Below are 19,271 nucleotides of genomic sequence, written 5' to 3'. Positions count from 1 at the left end.
TGTGCTCGGCGGTAGTATTGTGTTGGGCAGGTCCGGCCATGGCCCAAGAGGCCGAAGAGGCCGCCCGAGTCGAAGAAGCCGCCGCGCCCACGGCGGAGGAGGCCGAAGCCCCCACGCTCGATCGCGGCGACAATGCCTGGATGCTCACGTCCTGCGCGTTGGTGTTGTTCATGACCACCCCGGGATTGGCCATGTTCTACGGTGGTCTCGTCCGCAAGCAGAATGTGGTCAGCGTGCTCATGCAGTGCATCACGCTGATGGGCCTGATGGCGGTGCTGTGGGCCATGGTGGGTTATTCGTTGGCGTTCGGGGGTAGCAACGCGTTGATCGGCAACGGCGACTTCCTCTTTATGAAAGGGGTCGAAGCCACCTGGATCGAAGGCCAAGGGTCTGAAATCCCGATCCATCCCGACCTCAGCATCCCGAGACTGACGCACATGCTCTTCCAGGGCATGTTCTTCATCATCACTCCCGCTCTGATCTGCGGCGCCTTTGCCGAACGCATGAAGTTCAGCGCCATGGTTGCCTTCTCGGTCTTGTGGGGTCTGGGCGTGTACTGCCCACTGGCCCACTGGGTCTGGGGCGGTGGCATCCTGGCGTTCGGTAGCTCGCACGCGACCGGAATCTTCTCCGGTGGTGCTTTGGACTTCGCCGGTGGTACCGTGGTGCATATCAGCTCGGGCGTCTCGGCCCTCGTGGCGGCTTTGTTGGTGGGCAAGCGCATGGGTTATCCCACGCAGCCCATGCCGCCGCACAACCTGGCCTTCACCGCCTTGGGCGCCGGCATGTTGTGGGTGGGTTGGTTCGGCTTCAACGCCGGTAGTGCCCTGGCGGCCGATGGCATCGCCTCGAGCGCTTTCGCGGCAACCCACTTCTCGGCCGGTGCCGGCGCCGTCGCCTGGCCCCTGGTCGAGTGGCTGTGGCGCGGCAAGCCGACGCTGTTGGGAGCCTCGTCGGGCGCGGTGGCTGGACTCGTCTGCATCACCCCCGCCGCGGGCTTCGTGACCTGCATGCCCGCCATCTTCATGGGCGCAACGGCCGGCGTCGTCTGCTGCTTCGCCTGTGCCTTGCTCAAGCCGAAGCTCGGCTACGACGATTCGCTCGATGCCTTCGGCGTCCACGGACTCGGCGGTACCCTGGGGGCCATCCTCACTGGGGTCTTCGCCACGCGTGCGGTGTGGGATATCGGTGGCGGTGAGCCTCTCGGGCTCATCGAAGGGGGCACGGAAGTCTTCAAGGCGCAGGTTGTCGCCACGGTCATCACCTGGGTCTTCGCCGTCGTCGGCAGCGTCGTGCTGCTCAAGCTGATCGACTTCACGATCGGCCTGCGTGTCGGTGAAGAAGACGAGGTCATCGGCCTCGACGTCAGCCAACACGGCGAGGAGGGTTACATTTTCGGCTAGAGCTTGCAGCAATCCGCTCTGGCTTTCGCCTGGCCAGAAGGACGCCTTGGCTTGGGTGGCTCAGCGTTGCCCAAGCCAAGGTTGTTTCCCTCGTCGCCAGGTCCGATGCTAAGGATTGCCGACCGTCCGTGGCGGCGCGAGCTTTCGCGCCCTCCTACTGTTTAGTCCTGAGATGGTGAAAGGCGAAAGAAGATGAAGAAGATTGAAGCCATCGTGCGTCATCATAAGATCGACGCGGTGAAAGAGGCCCTCGTGCGGCTCGGCCACCACGGCATGACCGTGACCGAGGTCCGCGGTTTCGGCCGTCAGAAGGGACACACCGAAACCTACCGCGGTGCCGAATACGTCGTCGACTTCGTGCCCAAGGTCAAGATCGAGGTCGTCGCCGACGACAGCACGGCCGATCAGATCGTGTCGGGCATCGTCGCCGCCGCCAAGACCGGCCAGATCGGCGACGGCAAGATTTTCATCAGCGAACTGAAGGACGCCGTCCGCATTCGTACGGGCGAGACGGGGGGCGCGGCCGTCTGAGGCTGCCCCACCGCGCGACGTTCTCCCATTCGCATTACCCATCACGCCGCAGCAACAGTTACCGCCGTTGCTCGAGTCGAATCTCGACCGTGGGTCCGTGATTCGGCGCGGGCTCGACGCTGACTGCTTGCTGGGTGTGGTAGGTGATATTCTTGTACGTCGCGTCGATCTCCAGCTTGTACTGGCCCGGCGCGACGCCACGCAAGGTGAAGTGCCCCTCGCGATCGGTCTGCACCTGGGGCACATCCGCTCCCGACAGCATCACCACGGCTCCACGAACGGGATTCTTGTACATCATCACCCGCCCTTGAATCGTGTTGCGCTGGGCCGCGGTCGAGACCGGCGGCGCGGCTGCGGGCACGCCGGCAATCGCCGTTCCGCCCGTGGCCGCCGAGAGTTGCTCGCTCGCCGGCGAGGCCACCGACTCCGAGCGATTCGACGTGATGAAGACGTTCTCGAGTTGAGCGACGAGCACGTCCGCCCGCTCGGCTGCCTTGAACGTTCCGCCGCTGAGCGTCACGAGCTCGCGCAGCTCGGTTTCTGAAGTACCGCTGCCTTGCGGCGACGCACCGTAGCTGACGATGTGAATCGGTACGGGGCTCGATTCGATCAACTTGCCCAGATTGTCGCGCCCCCAACGGTTGCGCGCCAGCCATTGCTTGTTGCGACCATCGGTCAGCACGACGATGCCCGCCTGCGAAGAGTTGCGGCGGCCGCTGAAGCCATCCATCGCTTTTACCAACGCGTAGTAGAGGGGACTCTCGCCCCAGGGTTGGGCGACATTCAAACGTTCGGTGATCGTCGCGAGCTCGGCGAGACCGAAGGGCCCGAGCGGGCGAATCACCTCGACGTCATCGCCCGGCATCAACCCGGCCAACGCACCAAAGCCCAAGGTCTGTTCGAGATACCCGGTCTGCTCCATGAGCTGAGGCTCATCCGTGCCATCCCAGGCCAGTCGATGCCCGAACAGAATGACGCTCGCCTCGTGGTTCCCTTCTTCGGCCAACTGATTGAGCATGGCAATCAGTGCCTCGCGGGCCGCATCGAAGCGCATCGTGACGGCGCCTTTCACGTCCCCCGCCGACGTGGCGACGTTTGCCGGCTCGGACATGGGCGCCGAGCAATCCAGCACGAAGGTGATCGTCGAAGCGACATTCCCCTCGGCGCGCGAGACGCCGGTCATACCAGTCAGCACGGCGAGCAAGAGCAGCGTCCTACCCGCGCGACGAGCACGTGACGCGAAGAAGCTGGTCTGGCAGCGAAGATCGCGGTGCATGGCAATTCCTCTCCCTGGATGACGCCAGCAAGACAGGGATCCTACCTGTCGATTGGCCCTGCCCCACGGAACGCGCAGCACACGAGGCGCGCCCTCGACGCGGAGACTACCTACGTTCCGCTTCGGTCAGGAGCAGCATGCGAGATTAGCGCGGTCGCAAGGATTCTGCCGACGGCGGAGAATTTGCGCAAGCCGCGGAGGAGGGGTGGCGCCAGCGCTCCACAATTCTGACCGGCGAATACCGGCACGCTAGCAGCGCCAGCGTGGGTCGCGAGGACGTTAGTCTTGGTCGCTGCCAGCCAAGCAGGGACACTAGTCGGTTTCGCAGGCAGCCAGCAGGTCGAGCTCGCGTTCGCGCGCGGCAATGCAGGCCTGTGCCTCGACGCGCAGCGTGTCGATCGTCTGCTGCAACTGAATCACGCGCAGTTCGAGCGCACGCGCACGCACCATGAGATCAGCCAGATCGCCATGAGTTACGTTCGACATGGTGGGATTCTCCCCGCACGACGCGAGTGCAAGCACACGAGCGCGGGCGGCAACGGTGGGCGGAACAACGAGGCGGGCGCGGCGGTCACTGCAAACGTAACTTATGCCTGCCGACCGCGATCGGCGCAGGGCCCCCGCCGCTCGACAAATCTCGCCCGCGGCGGCGTCCGTCTGTAGCGGTTGTGAGGGCGAACTTTGCCGCTCCCTCAAGGGGTGCCCCTCGGGACCGCATTCAACTGCGAGTCCGCCCACTCCAGGTATTTCTGCGCCCCTTGGTTCTTGGGGCGCACTCTCAGCACCGCCGCAAAGTGCTCGCGGGCCTCGGCGAGTCGCCCCAGCTTGGCCAGCGCATTGCCGTAGGCCATGTGCGCATCGACGTTGTCGGGCATGACGTCGAGAATCGCCTGCCAATGTTCGAGCGATTCTTCGTTACGCCCGCTGTTGACGAGCGACAGGCCCAGATAAAGCCGTGCCTCGGTCATGTGAGGTGACGTGGCGACCGCCGGCAACAGGGCCTCGACGGCACGATTCCAATCTTGCCGGTAGTAGTACTGCATGCCGAGAAAGAGCTGGGCCAGGGTGAAGCCGGGTTTCGCTTCAATGGCGCGACGATACTGTTCGATTGCCTCATCGTCACGCTCCATGCGTTCGTAGAGCACCCCCAGGTTGGTCCGGGGAATCGGGTCGTTCGGCTGTAACTCGACGGCCTGCCTCAGAAGCTGTTCGGACGTCTCGTAATCTTTCACCTCCATCGCCAATACGGCGAGACCGTTCATGGCGGTGGTGCTGCGCGGATTGATCTTGATCGCTCGTTCGAAGAGCGTGCGCGAGTCGTACCAGAATCCCGAGTAATACATCGTCAGTCCGCCGAATGCGCACAACAACAGCACGGTCTCGAGGCGCCAGCCCCCCTTAAGGACGTGACCGACGAACCATGCCAGGGCAAAGGCCGGCCCCAACATTGCCAGATAGACGTACCGATCGCTCACGGTCGAGATCGCCTGAAAGGCGAACGACAGGAATCCCAGCACGGGCGCCACGCCGGCGACATACAGACCAGCCGCCGTCAGCCACGCCCGGCGATGGGGCAGACACCCGAGCAGGCCCACCAGCACGAGAGGCAGCAACCAACTCACGTAGACCCACGCACTCTCGAGCACGTGCGCTGGCGTGCGACCATAGTCGATGGCCAAGCCGTAGGGAACGATCAGTTTGAAGAGATAGAAATCGAGCGCATCGCCTGCGATCAGGGGACGCTGCCACCAATCGACTGCCATCGTCTGCGAGTGGACTGCCTCGGCCTGCACACCACTGGTCAAAATCGTCAGCGCGACCGCTGGCGCCAACCACCAACCGACACTCAACAGCGTGGGCCAGAACGCGCGGCGCAACCAAACCAGGTCGAGCACGCCAAGCATCAGCGGAACCGAGACGGCCGACGGCTTGCACAGCAAGGCCAGTAAAAACGCCACCACCGCGAGAACATAGTGCCGCGCGGCGCCGCGCGGCGTTCCTGCTATCGATCTTGCGTCCTCGGCGACACTGGCCGAGCTCGCCTGCAATCCGCGAAAACGCAAGTACTCGTAGATCGACCAGAAGCTCAAGATGCCCGCCAGCGTGCCGCGCGTCTCCGAGACCCAGGCCACCGATTCCACCTGCAACGGATGCCAGGCGAAGAGCAGGGCGCCCAGTGCCGCCGCGATATCGTCGGCCACCAACAGTCGCAGCACGGCAAACGCCAGAAGGACACAACCGGCGTGCAAGCAAACGTTCGTCACGTGGAACACGCGCGGATCGAACAGGCTCAGGCCGGTCGGTCCTTCGTAGACAGCAAACCAGGCCTCGCCCGCATAAAACGTGTACGCCAACGGCACATACACGCCGAAATAGGGCTTCGCCCACAGTCGCTTCAACCCCTGCCAACCAGGCGGGTTCAGATGCTGATTGAACGTGAGATGGCGATCGTCGTCGTAGGCCACAAACTTCGCGTTGTAGACCCGGACGTACACGAGGAGCGTTGCCAGTACCAATAGCACCGGTAGCAGCCAGAACTTTAGCCGTACGCGCCGGTCCGCGGCCGCGGATTCGCCAACGGGACGCGACATGCCCCCCAGCGCGTCTTCCGTCCCGTCGGTGTTTGCGGATGGTGCTGATTCGTTCACGGTAGATTTCATCAAGAGGGCTAGGGCGTTTTCGTGGCTAAGACGCCGCTCGCAGTAGGCGTCATGGTCCCGCGGGCTGATCGGCAGGCGATTGCGATTCGACCGCGCGAATGAAATCGGCGGCACGCTGATTATCGGGCTGCCGGCGGAGCACCTCGCGCAACTGCTCGAGCGCCTCGGTCCGCCGCCCCGCCTGGGCCAGCGATTCGCCCAGCATCTGACGCGCCGCGACATTCTCCGGCTGTGCCTGCACAACGATGCTCCAATGGACGCTCGCCTCGGCTGGCTGACCGAGATTCGAATGAGCGATTCCCAGATAGGTATGAGCTTCAAGATCTTGCGGACGAACTTGCACGACCTCTTGCAGCAAGGAGACGATTCGTTCGTAGTCGTTCTGCTCGAGCAGCACTCGGGCGAGATCCAATTTCGGCTGTGGCTCCGCGCTGTGCTGTTCGACGGCGCGCTCGAGCGCGCCGATCGCGTCGGCCGGGCGTCCTTGCCGCGTGTAGACCGCGGCGAGATTCATCCAGACGCGTGCCTCGTTGGGGTTGATCGCGACGACCCGGTCGAGCAGCATCTCGGCGGCGGTTAAGTCTCCCGCCTCGGCTCGCTGCAAGGCCTCGTTCGTCAAACAGAGGGTGCTGTTCGGATGGACCGCCAGCCCGTGGGCGAGCAGCGTTTGTGTATCGTGCCAGAAGCCCGTCTGACGGACGGTCACCAGTGCCAGCCCGACCAGCACGAGACTCAACTCGCCGCGCCACGGTCGCACGCTCGGCCACGTCATCATCCAGGCCACGGCGAGCGCCGGTCCCAACATGGCGAGGAAGGCGAACCGCTCGGCGACGGTCGAAAGATCTTGAAACGCGAACGACACCAACCCCAGCGATGGCAGCAGACCCGCCACGAAGATGCCGCAGACCGTCAGCCACCAACGTCGGCCCGGCAGCCAGGCGAGTAGCGTCACCAGGCCCACCGGCACGAGCCAGATTACGTAGGTCGACCACTGCGCTAACACGGTCTGCGGGCTGCGGCCATGATCGAAGGCGAGCCCGACCGGCATCAGCAGCTTGCCGAGATAAAACGTCAATGCATCCAGCGCTACGAAAGGGCGCTGCCACCAGGCGGGCTCGAAGACAAAACGCGAGACGCTGTCATCCTGCAGTTGCCGCGTCCACCATGCCAGCCCGATCGCCGGCACGCCCCACCAGGCAAGCCGGGCGAGCATCGGCCTCCACGATCTTTGGTAGAGCACGCCTTCGAAGATCATCAGGATGAGCGGCACGGCAGCGGCCGAGGGTTTCGACAGTAGCGCCAACAAATAAGCCACGAGCGCCACGATATAGAACGCCGTGCGGCCGCGCGACCCCATCCGTGGCGTTTGGTCCGCGTGGGCCCCCTTGATGGGCGGCGGTGGTCCCAGAAAACGCAGATAGGCGTAGATCGACAACAAGGCCAGCAAGCCGCATAACATGCCGCGCACTTCGGTTACCCAGGCGACCGCTTCGACTTGCAGCGGGTGCAGCGAAAAGAGCAGCGCCCCCATCGCGGCCGCCACATCATCGGCCACCAGACCTCGCAGGATCAGAAACACGAGCAGGACACACGTCGCGTGCAACGCGACATTCCCGGCATGAAAGATCGTCGGGTCCAGATGGTGGCCGTCCGTGCCGGGCAGGTGCTGCGCCACCCAGCATTCGCCAGCCAGCAGTGTGTACGACAGCGGCGCATACATCCCGAAAAAGGGCTCTCTCCACAACGTCGCCAACCCCGACCAGGAGGGCGGATTGATGAGGCCATTGAAGGTGATGTTCTCGTGATCGTCCAGGTCGAGCAATTCGGCCCGATACAACCGCGCGTAGGCCAGCAAGGTCACGAGCACGAGAAGGCCGGACAACACCACCGGGCGCCGCCACCAGGTGACGACGCTAGGCGACGACGCGCCATCGTCGGAGCACGCTTGCTCGGTGAGCGTGGTGGAGTCGGCTGTGTGCATGAGTCTCGACGAAGTTGGCACGGTGCGGCGGATACGACAGCGCGCGCTACGCCGGCTGCCTAGCGACCGCGGGGGCGGAGCGTTACCGAGCGCAGGTCGAACAGGGCTTCCTGGATGCGGCCACTCGCGCGGATGCCCAGACGCTGCTTTCCGGCCGGCAGTCGCACCTCGCCGACCTTCTCGCGGCGATAGGCGTTCCAGTCTCCCGTCCCCTCGACGCGACCCGTCAGCCGGGCGCCGGAGACCTCCATGACATAATAGTTGCCCGCGCAAGAATCGTCGCACGACCAGTCAAAGAGCACGTCGTACAGCCCCTCGCGCGGGACGTCGATCTCCCAAACGGCATGATCGTTCTCGCTGTTCCAATAGCCCAGCGCTCCGTTGACCTCCTCGATGCGCAGCGTGTCGCCGTAGATCTCGCAATTCGACGACAAACAAGAAAACTCGCGGCGCAAGGGGTCGGGGGTGACCAGCGCCGGGGAGTTGCCCTCCATCTGTTTCGGCTGCGCCGAGACTCCCTGCAGGAAGGCGATGACGTCGGCCAGATCTTGCTCGCTGAGATCGCGTTCGAGTCCCTCCGGCATGAGCGATTTGCCCGAGCTCTCGAGGGCTTCAATCTCGTTGCGCAAGACGACCTGCTCTTTGCCCTCCTGCGCCAGCAGCGTGAGGCTGGTGCCCGTTTCGTTCGTCAGGATGCCGTTGTACGTCAGGCCCGCCTGTGTCACGGCGGTGTAACTGGTGAATTTGGCTTCGACGGCGCGATTGGGATCGAGCAGCGCGACGAGCAGCGCTTCGCCCGACTTATCGGTCAGCGCGCTGAGGTCGGGGCCAATCGCATGTCCCTTTTCCTGCCAGCGATGGCAGACGGCACAGCGTTTGGCGAAGACCACGTCTCCCCGCGCCGCGTCACCCGGCAAGGACAGCACCGAGCGATGCTCTTCGACGACGCGGCGCCGATCGCTGTTCGTATCGCCCGAAAAGAGCCTGGCGGCACGGTCGCGGACCTCTGGCGATTTGTGCTCGACGAGACGTTGCCGGCGGAGCGTATCGAGCTCGCTGGGCAGGATGAGCTCCTCGTCGATCGCCGCGAGCAAAGCCAACTGCCACTCCTCGCGGCGGAAGAGCACGTCGAGGATATCGTCGCGCAGCTCGGGGCCGCATCCCTTCCAATCGGCCAGCAGCAACTCCGGCACGCGCGCGTCGCGCAGACGACCGATCGCTTCTACGGCCGCTTCGCGCAGCGCTTGCGGTTGCCGTGGCGCCAGTAGTTGGCGCAAGGCGTCGACATCCTCGGCCGCAAAGGGGGCGTTTCTTCCCAGCAGACGCAAGGCCGCCAGCCGATCGGCCGTGGCGTCGTCGGCGGCGAGTGCCACCTCGCGGGCATGGACGAAAAGCCCCGCCAACCGATCGATTTGCCCTTGCAGCTCGGCCGGCGCCTGCTCGCGGAAGTCGGCCAACGTGCGATCTTGCCGATCGAGCAAGTCGAGCAGTTCGGCCAGCGCCGCCATCTGCCAATTCGCGTAACGGTCGTCGCGGCGCGCGGTGATGGCGGGCAGCATGGCGACGACGGCATCCTCGTCGCCGGCGGCCGTCGCCGTGGCCAACAGCTTGCCGAAGATTTCGGCCGGCGGCTCTGCGCTGGACAGCTCCTCGATCAGGCCGCGCACGACCGCGGCAAGCTGCGGCGCCACGGAACTGAGGACGGCGGCCTGCACGATCTCGTCGTCGGCATGGCGCACCGCCAGACGCGCCAGGGGCCGACCGGCGCGAGGATCGTTCCAAGCCCCCAGGGTGTAGGCAAGCTGCAGTGCCACCTGAGGATCGTTGTCCTCAACCAGCGTCGCCACCGCGACGCCAAGATCCGCCTCATACTCGAGCAGCGATTCCGACACGCGGATCGCATGCCGCCGCACGCCTGGATGCGGATCGGCCAGTGCTCGGCGAACCGTCTCGCCATCGAGCACGCCCAACCCTTCTAGCGTGCAGAGTGCGTGAAGCCGTGCCGTCGGGCGTTTTCCCTCGCGCACCAGGCGTTTCAACGGTTCCGCGGCGCTGGCCGTGTCTTTTCGTTCGAGCAACATTTGCTGCGCGCTGTCGCGGACCCAGCCGTTCGGGCTTTCGAGCATCGCCACCAAACCGGCGGTGTCCGCTGCTCCCAAGTGGGGCATGTCGCGCGGCTGCTTGCCCACGGGATAGATGCGATAGATGCGGCCACTCGTGGCCCCCGCGCGAACATCGAGGTTCGCCAGCATCGACGAAGGAATCCACTCGGGATGCTCGATGACCGCGCGATACATGTCGACGACCCACAGTGCTCCGTCGGGTCCGGTACGCACCATGACAGGACGAAACCAGTTGTCGGTCGAGGCCAGGAACTCCGAACGGCGTTCGTCATCCGGCCGGCGGCTGCTGAACGAGAGTCCCTCGGGACGCACGATCTCGCGATGCACGAGATTGTGGACCGGCTCGCAGACGAAGGAATTCCCCTCGAAGCCGGGCCCCAGCAGTTCATCGCGATAAATCGCGGGCCCGCAGGCCGACGTGAAACGATTGGCGGTGTGCAGATCGTTGAAGCGCTCGAGCGTGCGACTGCGCGGAAAGACCGGCGCCGAGCCGGGATTCTCCGACACATCGCGCCGACCCGACGGCGGCGCCACGTGCGGATTGCGGCGCAGGTAATGATCCGCCAACCGATAGTGCCACAGCGGGTTGATGTTGTTATTGCCGAACCAGTTGCCCCAATCGTCGCGGATGCGAATGAACTGCGTGAAGCCCGCCTGGGGATCGATCGAGCCGTCGTCGGGGCGGATGCGGAAGTCGCGTCCATTGATATCGACCGCGACCTGGTTCTGGGGAGAAGTGACGGCGCCGCCGCTGTCGCCGTTGGCGCAGTAGAGCCAGTTGTCGAGCCCCCACTGCAAGCCGTTCACGACATGCTGCGGGTTGCCTTCGCCAAAGCCGGTAAAGAGGGGCTGGCGGATGTCGGCCTTGCCGTCGCCGTCGGTGTCTTCGGCGTAGAGGATGTCGGGGGCACTGGTGACGAGCAGCCCGCGTCCCCACCACTTCACGCTGTTGGGATACTGCAGGTCGTCGAGAAACACGGTCGAACGGTCGAAACGTCCGTCGCCATCGGTGTCTTCCAGCACGCGCACGCAGCCGGTATGACGCGTGCCGTGACGCGGATAGTCGTTCATCTCGGCCACCAGCAGCCGCCCCTGCGGATCCCAATCGATGGCCACGGGATCGGTCACCAGGGGCTCCGCAGCCACCAGCTCGACGACGAAACCATCGCGCACCCGCAGCGCCGTGAGTGACTGTGCGGGGGAATGCTCGCGCGGCTTCGAACCCGCGAGCAAGTCGTGGTACGAGCGCCGATCGACCAGATCCTTCAGCCTGGCCGTGTCTTCGTTTTGGACCCACAGATGCCGCGAGTGAAACCACGCTCCATTGTTGGTCGTGCCGCGAACAATAGGGGGCACGGCCTGATCGTCGGGTCGTGTGCCACGCTGGAGAGGCGCGCCCCAGCCTTGGTCGGCCGATTCAAACAGATGAACCGCGTACTCCGTTTCGTTCGAATAGACGAGATCCAATTGGCCGTTGTCGTCGAGATCGACCAGTCGCAGGCCGCGGTCGTGCCCCTGCCGATCGACCAGCGCGATTCCGTCCGGCAGTCGATAGCGCGCCGGCTGCCACGCATGCTGCTCATCGTTCCACGTAAAGACGGCGTTCTGCATGCCGTTCGAGACGAACAGTTCGCAAGAGCCGTCGGCATCGACGTCGCGCAGACGCACGCCACGGTCCAGGTCTCCGGACATCGTCAGGATCGGCTCGCCGGCGAGCTCCAGGCCTTGCAGCAAGGCGGGATCTTCCCGCCATTGGCCATTATGAAAGCGCCAGGCGCCGCTGAGCTTCTCGTTGCGCACGAGCAGCACGACCTCGCCTGCTGGGCCGACGATGCCGAACCGCGCCCCGGCCGCATGACGTCTCCCCTCGGCATCGACCGTGACTAACGGCGTGGGGAAATCGAGATCCCGCCAGTTGCCCGTTTCGTGAGACCAGAGCCGCGTGCGTCGCAAGGTATCGTTCCCGATGACGACATCGAGATAGCCATCGTCGTTGAGATCAATGAGCCGCACACCGTTATCGCCCCCGTCGGCCGCTCGCAACGGTTGGCCGGCCAAGGCGTGGGTGGTCAGCCGGTCGAGCGCCTCGCGGAAGTTGAGAAACTTGACCTTGTGGCCATGCTTCTGCACGGCATGCTCGATCAACTCGACGATCTGATCGTGGCGAATCCAGCCATGCGGGTGAAATACGAGGTTGTAAACGCCACGCTTCACGACCACCGCATCGAGTGCCGCCGACAGGTCGCGGACCGTGCGCGGATTGTTCGGCTGTTGCACGTGCTGCGCCGACCAGTCGCTCGGCACGACGCAGGGAAACTCCCAGCATCGCCCGGCGATCGGATAAGGAAACGGATAGTCCTCGATCGTGTTGACGAACGACTCGAACGGAACGTACCGCCGGAATCGCTCGGCGCCGTCCGGTTCGATGACCAGCTCGCGCGGCAGCTCGGGATCGTTCGAAGTCAGGATGTTGAAGACCGACGAATCCACCGACAGGAAAAGGCCCCCCGGCGTCTGCTGCTTGAAGATTTCTTCGTAAAAGCGCGGACTGACCGTGTTCAGCGAATCACAACAGGGCATCCGAAACGCCACCGGCCGATTGCCCGGCACCCGGGCCAGCAGGTCGACGCACTTCTCGTAGGTCGCGCGGGCCTTCTCGAGCGAGCCCTCGGCCAGCAGCGGACAGGGATGGTCGAACGTGTGCGTGTCGAGTCCTACACCCTCGGCCAACCACTTTTGCAGATGCTGATCGGCCGGATCGATCTGGTTCGTCATGATGCTGACGGGAGCGCGGCCGTCGATCTGCTTCAAGCGCTCCAGGATGGGGCGCAGATAGTGTTCCCACTTTTCGTGGCCGCGCATGTCGTCGATGGCCAGGACCGCAACCGCCTCGACTCCCGGCTCGCCGATCCATTGGGGCGTCACTAGCCGGGCAAAGTCACGACCGGGATAGTAGGGATCAACCCCTTCGAGGTAGGCGAGTCGCTCGCCGGCACCAGGCTCGCTGGCCACTGCGTACCCTGCTGGCATCCACAGCAGAAGAGCCAGCAGGACGAAACGAACCATGGCAACCAACTCCCAACTCAATGATGCAACTTGCAGGCCACGGTCGAGCAAGCGGTTTTCGCTCGAAAGCCTCGATACGCTACCGACTTGCCGTCGGCAGAGGTTCCATTGTAGGTGCCAAGATCAACCGTTGGGAGACTTTACGGCCACTGGCCGTGGCTCTCCCCCCGGAGGCGGGCGCGGCGCTGAGACACGGTTTCAGATACATGGCGTTGGGAGCATGCGAGAGACCCGCGATCGCGGCCATTGTCCCCCTCAACCCTGGAGCGGCGCACCTGGGTTTCCATCCAGTACGAAATCCACCGTGTCCCCAAACGGCGACCATTTGACAATATCTGGGTTTGATGAGAGTCGATTGGCCGACGGAGGCAAGGGCTCGGACGGCGCCGTGCGATCGGGCCCAGCCCTGGGCTCCAGGGCACGACATGTGGCAGGATGAATAGGCATCTGACGGGGCCTATGTTATTCTTGCCCCGTGCCGTCGGTCTGCCAAAGGAGAGATTCGACCAGCCCGTCAAACTGCTCGCGTTCCGCGAGCCTGCTCGAGGCCGAGCGACGCGTACGAGCACGAGGGGCGTTGGAAGTACGAAGGGATACGCCCACCCATCCGGCGGTTTTCGCAGATGAATGAACGCCGCATGATGCTCTGCGGCGGCCGCACCCGCGCGATTGGCGCGAGGGAGCGGCGATCGAGTTCCGTGGTTCAGTCGAATCGGCTGCTGCCTTGCTACATGCCACCTGTTTCGCCCCAGTCCCAATTGGTCACTAACCGCGAATCGCTCGAGCGCGAATTGTCGGAACTCCGAGCGCGCGTCGCCGCGCTCGAGACCCTACTTTCGGAATTTCCAGGTCCGAGCATCTCGCCGCCGCCGATCGTCGCGCACCAGATTAGCGAACGTCGACAACGGCGGTACAACACGGTTCTCGTCGAGCTCGCCACGAGCCCCCGGCTCTCCGGTCCGCTCGACGACGTGCTGAGGTTTCTGGGTGAGGTGGCGGCCCGCACGCTCGAAGTCGCGCGTGTCAACATCTGGCTCTACAATGCCGACCGCACGAAGATTCACTGCATCGAGCATTTCGATGCGGAGCTCGGCCAGCACACCAGCGGCGCCGAGCTGGCCGCCGAGATGTTTCCCAATTATTTCCGCGCCATCGAGCTGGAACGCACGATCGCCGCGGACGACGCCGTCACCGACGCCCGCACAAACGAGTTGGCCGCACCCTACCTGGTGCCCGAGGGGATCGCGTCGCTCATCGATGCGCCGGTCCGCAGCGGCGGGCGCATGATCGGCATCATGTGCTCCGAGCACCTTGGTCCGGCCCGGCACTGGTCGAACGAAGAACAGCAATTCGCCGGCACGCTGGCCGACTTCGTGTCGCTGGCCCTGGCCGCCTCGGAACGCCAGCAGGCCGAAGAGGCGGTGCGCGATCGTGAAGAGCGCCTGCGCCACGTGCTCGAAAATATGCCGGTGATGCTGCAGGCCTTCGACGAGCAGGGGCACACGATCTTCTGGAACCGCGAGTGCGAGAAGGTCACCGGCTATTCGGCCGAGGAGATCATCGGCAACCCGCACGCCGACGAATGGCTCTACCCCGACGCCGAATACCGGCAGTGCATGTTTGCCGAGTGGCGTGCGAAGGGAGACTTCCGCGATTGGGAATGGACGATCACCTGCCGCGACGGCAGCAGGCGGTCGATTCTGCGCTCGAACATTTCGCACAGCGTGCCGGTGCCGGGCTGGGCGACGTGGGGTATCGACGTCGACATCAGCAGTCGCAAGCAGGCCGAAGACTCGCTGCGGCGCGCTCACGATGAGCTCGAGGAGCGGGTCATCGAGCGCACCGCCGCCCTGTCGGCCGCCAACACGCAATTGCAGCAGGAAGTGGCCGAGCGCGCACGCGTGGCCGAAGAGCTGCGCCGGCAGATGTACATTTCGCGTTCGGTGCTCGACAGCATCAGCGACGGCGTGGTCGTGGTCGACGGCGAGGGGGAGTTCATCGCCTTCAACCCGGCGGCCGAACGCATTCTGCATCGCGAGTGGGCGCAGTTGCCTCCGACGAACTGGTCGGAGTATTACGCGCTGTACCTGCCCGATCGCGTCACGCCCTACCCGGCCGACGAACTGCCCCTGATGCGCGCGGTGCGCGGCGAGGTGGTCGACAACGCCGAGATCTTCGTGCGACCGCAGGATCACCCCGACGGGCTCTGGATCGCGGTCAGCGCGCGGCGTCTGACGGAGTTTCCCGGCGCCGTGGCCATCTTTCACGACATCACCGAGCGCAAGCGGGCGATCGAGGCGAACGAGGCCGAACGGGTCCGCATGCGCCAGATGCTGCTCGCGCACGAACGTTACACTCGGCTCATCGCCTACGAGATCCACGATGGACTCGTGCAGGACGTGACGGGGGCCTTGATGCACCTCGAGGCCATTCGCCAGAAACAGCCTCCCACGGCGGGGGCGGTGGCCGACGAGTTCGATCTCTGCCTGCGGCTGCTGCGCGACTCGATCGACGAGGCCCGGCGCCTGATCAGCGGCCTTCGCCCGCCGATCATCGACGAGCAGGGGCTCGTCGCGGCGCTGCAATACCTGGTGAGCGAGGCCATGTCCCGCTCGAACATCGACATTGCCTTCGATTGCAACACGGAATTCGACAAGCTCGAAACGCTGCTCGAGACCACCTTGTTCCGTGTCGCGCAAGAGGCACTCACGAACGTGCGGCGCCACAGCCACGCGCGGCGGGCGCTGGTGCGTCTCGTCAAAGCCGGCGATCGCGTACAGCTCGAGGTCCGCGATTGGGGCGTCGGCTTCGATCCCGCACGCATCAGCGATCATCGTTTTGGCATCTACGGAATTAAGGAGAGGGCGCGGATCTTACGGGGCGAGGCGCGCATCGAAAGCGCGCCGGGCGAGGGTACGCGAGTTTTTGTCGATCTGCCGATCGCGCACGCTGCCCATCTAACGCAACCCCGGAGCCTTGCATGAGCATTAAGTTGTTGATCGCGGACGATCACGAGGTCGTCCGCACCGGAATTGTCAGCCTTGTCCGTGGCACGGAGATCGAAGTCGTGGGCCAGGCCGCCAGCGGCCATGAAGCCGTGGCCCTGGTCGCGCAGACGCAACCCGACGTCGTCATGCTCGACGTGCGCATGTCCGACGGCGACGGTCTGGCGGCGCTCGCGCGGCTGAAGCAAGACCGCCCCGAGCTGCCCGTTCTGATCCTCTCGACCTACGACAACCCGACCTACGTCGCCCGGGCCGTGGCCCTGGGCGCGAGTGGCTATATTCTCAAGGGGGCCAACCGCGAGGAACTGCTCGCCGCGATCCGCACGGCGGCCGTGGGCGAATCGGTCTGGTCGCGCGAGGATCTGCGCCGTGTCACCGGGGCCCTCGCGGCGCCGCGACTCGGCGACGATATGGAAGTCCCCCTCACCAAACGCGAGTCGGAAGTGCTGCGGCAGATGGCGCTCGGACTGACGAACAAGGAGATTGCACAGACGCTGGGGATCAGCTACGAAACGGTCAAGGAGCACGTGCAGCACATTCTGCGCAAGATCGGCGTCTCCGATCGCACGCAGGCTGCCGTCTGGGCGGTGCGGCGCGGTCTTGTCTGAGGCGCCGCACGCGGGCTCCGCGCCCCCATAAAGGAGCCATCGTGCCGCGACCGACCGATCTCCGCCTGCTGGCCGCCACCTGCCAGACCGAACGCTTTGCCTACCGCACGCCGATGAAATTCGGCGGCCGCGTCGTCACCGACGCGGTGCTGGCCCACGTTCGCGTCGAAGTCGAAACCAGGGATGGGACGCGCCGCGCCACCGGGTTCGGCTCGATGCCCATGGGCAACGTCTGGGCCTGGCCGAGCGCGCAGGTTGCCGGCGACGCGACGCTCGCCGCCATGATCGAGCTGGCCGAGCAGCACACGCAGGCCGCGGCGCAGTATCGCGACGTGGGGCACCCGCTCGAAATCACCCACGAGCTGGCCGAATCGCTGGCCGATCGGGCACAGGACATCGCGCGCCGTGCGAACCTCGCAGAACCGATGCCGCGGCTGGCGCAGCTCGTCGCGGCTAGTCCGCTCGAAGCGGCCCTCCACGACGCCTACGGCAAGGCGCTGGGAGAGAACGCCTACAACCTGCTCTCGGCCGACTATGTCAGCCGCGACCTGTCAGCCTGGCTCACGCCGGACTTTGCGGGCGAATATCTCGATCGCTATACGCTCCGCACGCCGAAGTCGCGAATGCCGCTGTACCATCTCGTGGGGGCGCTCGATCCCTTGACCGACGCCGACGTTTCGCAGCGTCTGGCCGATGGGCTGCCCGAGACCCTACCCGAGTGGATAGCGGCCGATGGCCTCACGCACCTCAAGATCAAGCTGAATGGCGATGACCTCGCCTGGGACGTGGCGCGCGTGGCGGCGGTCGAACAGATTGCTGCGCCGGCACAACAAGCGCGCGGCTGTCGCCAGTGGAACTACTCGCTCGATTTCAACGAGCGCTGCGCCAACGTCGAGTACGTCCTCGATTTTCTCGGGCGTCTGGCCGAAGTCTCGCCTGCCGCGCTGGCCCGCGTGCAATACATTGAACAGCCGACGCATCGCGACCTGCGAGCGAATCCCGAGAATCGCATGCACCGCGCCGCGCAGATTAAGCCGGTAGTGATCGACGAGTCGCTCGTCGATCTTGAAAGCCTGCTCCTCGCGCGGGAACTGGGCTACAGCGGCGTGGCCCTCAAGGCCTGCAAGGGGCACACCGAGGCCCTGCTGATGGGCGCCGCGGCACAGAAGTTCGGTATGTTCCTCTGCGTGCAGGATCTGACCTGCCCCGGGGCGTCGTTTTTGCACTCGGCAAGTCTTGCCGCGCGGATTCCCACGGTCGCCGCCATCGAGGGGAACGGTCGCCAGTATTGCCCGGCGGGCAATCGCGGCTGGGAAGAGCGCTTCCCCTCAATGTTCCACATCACCGAGGGAACGGTGGGCACGGCGGCGCTCGTCGGCCCGGGGTTGGGCTACTAACGACGCTTCGTCGAGGTGACGTAAACACTGTCGGCGACATATTTGAGGGGGGGCACGACGCGCGACACCGCGCGGAGCGCATCCGACGCATAGACGATCGGCCGATAGTGCCAGGGTAACAGGTGCGCCTCGGCCGCCTGGGGGTTGAGGCTCAAGAAGCCGTCGATCGAGACCTCGCTCGGGCCGACCCAAGCGCCGAACTGCTCCTGCAACTCGGCCACCGTCCACCACCGCGCGAGAAAGGCCGTGGGATCGTCGGGCCGGTGGCGATAGCGCCAGCGATTGAACAACTGCAGCGGTCCCCAGGCATTCGCCATCTGGATCTTGCTGTAGCCACCAGGCGTGAGGATCCGCCTGACCCCCTGCATCGTCTCGCCCACATTCTCCTTGGCCATGCTTTGCAGCACGCTGTACGAGAAGACGACATCGAACGAATCGTCGGCAAAGGGAAGATAGCGCGAGTCGGCCACGAGAAAGCGGGCCTTCACGCCCAACTGTCGCGTCACGCGCTGCGCCGCTTGGATGCCTTGAATCGATGGGTCGATTCCGACGACGTCGTATCCGCGCCGCGCGGCCGCCACGCACCAGCGGCCCCAGTTGCACCCCAGTTCGAGAAACTTGCGCCCCTCGCCGGCGGACAGAGGAATCTCGGGAATCGGATAGCCGTGGAGATTGCCCACCCGCTTCGCCCACAAGCGGCCGCCGCTGGCGTGAATGACGCGCTTGACGAACGGATCGACCCGCGCGGGATCGGTCGAGGTCTCGAACTCGCGCAGTTCGTCCTCGTATCCAAACGCCCAGGGGGAGCGGGGCATCTCGGGAATCAATTCGAGCGGCCGGCCGTTGTCGATCTTGTACTCGTGTCCCTCGTGGCAGATCAGCCGATCGGGATGCTTTTCGAGCCGCACCTGGTGGATCGGACAGTGAACGTTGTCGGCCGCATAAAGCGAATAGGTGAAGACCCAATGCGTGCGCTGGACCTCGGGCACGAGCATCACCGGCACTCCGTCGCAAATGCCATACTCGCGACCGCGTTCCGAAACGAGCCGCCCCCCTTCGTAGCGCAGCGGCGCCCGATCGACCGGGCAGACCAGGTGCTCGAGATACCAGGGATCGAGCGGTGGAACAGTGACGGGAGGCATCGGAGCAAACAGTACCGTAAGACAAACGTGGACTGCGAAGTACGGGAACGTGCCATTCTACTTCCGAACGGCCACAACT

The 19,271-nt window shown here is 64.8% G+C and carries 11 protein-coding genes; 5 read left to right on the top strand and 6 right to left on the bottom strand.

Annotated features, from left to right (window positions below):
* The first annotated feature begins 38 nt into the window (after positions 1 to 38).
* Together KF708_16795 and KF708_16790 are read left to right on the top strand one after the other, a co-directional pair.
* Positions 39 to 1,403: an ammonium transporter gene (locus KF708_16795; protein ID MBX3414348.1), complete on the top strand. Its 1,365-nt coding sequence runs from the start codon at positions 39 to 41 to the stop codon at positions 1,401 to 1,403.
* Between the two features lie 192 nt (positions 1,404 to 1,595).
* Positions 1,596 to 1,934 carry a P-II family nitrogen regulator gene (locus tag KF708_16790; GenBank protein MBX3414347.1) on the top strand — a complete coding sequence of 113 codons (339 nt, stop codon included), beginning with the start codon at positions 1,596 to 1,598 and terminating at the stop codon, positions 1,932 to 1,934.
* Positions 1,935 to 1,992: 58 nt separating this feature from the next.
* On the opposite strand, the gene KF708_16785 is transcribed toward KF708_16790, so the two are convergent.
* From KF708_16785 to KF708_16765, 5 genes are all read right to left on the bottom strand, one after another.
* Positions 1,993 to 3,210, bottom strand: a complete 1,218-nt coding sequence (locus KF708_16785) for a carboxypeptidase regulatory-like domain-containing protein (protein ID MBX3414346.1) — start codon at positions 3,208 to 3,210, stop codon at positions 1,993 to 1,995.
* Positions 3,211 to 3,522: 312 nt separating this feature from the next.
* Positions 3,523 to 3,696, bottom strand: coding sequence for a hypothetical protein (locus tag KF708_16780; GenBank protein MBX3414345.1), 174 nt, complete (start codon positions 3,694 to 3,696; stop codon positions 3,523 to 3,525).
* A gap of 206 nt (positions 3,697 to 3,902) precedes the next feature.
* On the bottom strand, positions 3,903 to 5,801 hold the full coding sequence (locus tag KF708_16775) for a tetratricopeptide repeat protein (protein ID MBX3414344.1): 1,899 nt from the start codon (positions 5,799 to 5,801) through the stop codon (positions 3,903 to 3,905).
* A gap of 118 nt (positions 5,802 to 5,919) precedes the next feature.
* Positions 5,920 to 7,851 (bottom strand): tetratricopeptide repeat protein, encoded by a 1,932-nt coding sequence (locus KF708_16770; GenBank protein ID MBX3414343.1) that lies wholly within the window; start codon positions 7,849 to 7,851, stop codon positions 5,920 to 5,922.
* 59 nt (positions 7,852 to 7,910) lie between these two features.
* The gene (locus KF708_16765; protein ID MBX3414342.1) at positions 7,911 to 13,040 is read right to left on the bottom strand and encodes a c-type cytochrome; all 5,130 of its coding nucleotides are present in this window, start codon (positions 13,038 to 13,040) and stop codon (positions 7,911 to 7,913) included.
* A gap of 623 nt (positions 13,041 to 13,663) precedes the next feature.
* Between KF708_16765 and KF708_16760 the strand changes: the two genes are divergently transcribed.
* From KF708_16760 to KF708_16750, 3 genes are read left to right on the top strand one after another with little or no spacing between them, the layout of a single operon-like run.
* Positions 13,664 to 16,024: a PAS domain S-box protein gene (locus KF708_16760; GenBank protein MBX3414341.1), complete on the top strand. Its 2,361-nt coding sequence runs from the start codon at positions 13,664 to 13,666 to the stop codon at positions 16,022 to 16,024.
* On the top strand, positions 16,021 to 16,653 hold the full coding sequence (locus KF708_16755; GenBank protein ID MBX3414340.1) for a response regulator transcription factor: 633 nt from the start codon (positions 16,021 to 16,023) through the stop codon (positions 16,651 to 16,653). The genes KF708_16760 and KF708_16755 overlap by 4 nt, the downstream gene beginning before the upstream one ends.
* A 41-nt stretch (positions 16,654 to 16,694) precedes the next feature.
* Positions 16,695 to 18,050 carry a mandelate racemase/muconate lactonizing enzyme family protein gene (locus KF708_16750; GenBank protein ID MBX3414339.1) on the top strand — a complete coding sequence of 452 codons (1,356 nt, stop codon included), beginning with the start codon at positions 16,695 to 16,697 and terminating at the stop codon, positions 18,048 to 18,050.
* On the opposite strand, the gene KF708_16745 is transcribed toward KF708_16750, so the two are convergent.
* The gene (locus tag KF708_16745) at positions 18,047 to 19,192 is read right to left on the bottom strand and encodes a methyltransferase domain-containing protein (GenBank protein ID MBX3414338.1); all 1,146 of its coding nucleotides are present in this window, start codon (positions 19,190 to 19,192) and stop codon (positions 18,047 to 18,049) included. The two genes, KF708_16750 and KF708_16745, sit on opposite strands and share 4 nt — an antisense overlap.
* Between the last annotated feature and the right edge of the window lie 79 nt (positions 19,193 to 19,271).

This window comes from Pirellulales bacterium (assembly GCA_019636335.1).
Taxonomy (GTDB): Bacteria; Planctomycetota; Planctomycetia; order Pirellulales; family JAEUIK01; genus JAHBXR01.
The sequence above is the reverse complement of the archived record's forward strand: the minus strand, read 5'-3'. Positions and strand labels throughout refer to the sequence as shown.

Coding starts and splice junctions, on each gene's coding strand:
- KF708_16795 (MBX3414348.1), top strand. CDS start 39: ATGGCCCAAGAGGCCGAAGAGGCCGCCCGAGTCGAAGAAGCCGCCGCG.
- KF708_16790 (MBX3414347.1), top strand. CDS start 1,596: ATGAAGAAGATTGAAGCCATCGTGCGTCATCATAAGATCGACGCGGTG.
- KF708_16785 (MBX3414346.1), bottom strand. CDS start 3,210: ATGCACCGCGATCTTCGCTGCCAGACCAGCTTCTTCGCGTCACGTGCT.
- KF708_16780 (MBX3414345.1), bottom strand. CDS start 3,696: ATGTCGAACGTAACTCATGGCGATCTGGCTGATCTCATGGTGCGTGCG.
- KF708_16775 (MBX3414344.1), bottom strand. CDS start 5,801: ATGTCGCGTCCCGTTGGCGAATCCGCGGCCGCGGACCGGCGCGTACGG.
- KF708_16770 (MBX3414343.1), bottom strand. CDS start 7,851: ATGCACACAGCCGACTCCACCACGCTCACCGAGCAAGCGTGCTCCGAC.
- KF708_16765 (MBX3414342.1), bottom strand. CDS start 13,040: ATGGTTCGTTTCGTCCTGCTGGCTCTTCTGCTGTGGATGCCAGCAGGG.
- KF708_16760 (MBX3414341.1), top strand. CDS start 13,664: ATGAATGAACGCCGCATGATGCTCTGCGGCGGCCGCACCCGCGCGATT.
- KF708_16755 (MBX3414340.1), top strand. CDS start 16,021: ATGAGCATTAAGTTGTTGATCGCGGACGATCACGAGGTCGTCCGCACC.
- KF708_16745 (MBX3414338.1), bottom strand. CDS start 19,192: ATGCCTCCCGTCACTGTTCCACCGCTCGATCCCTGGTATCTCGAGCAC.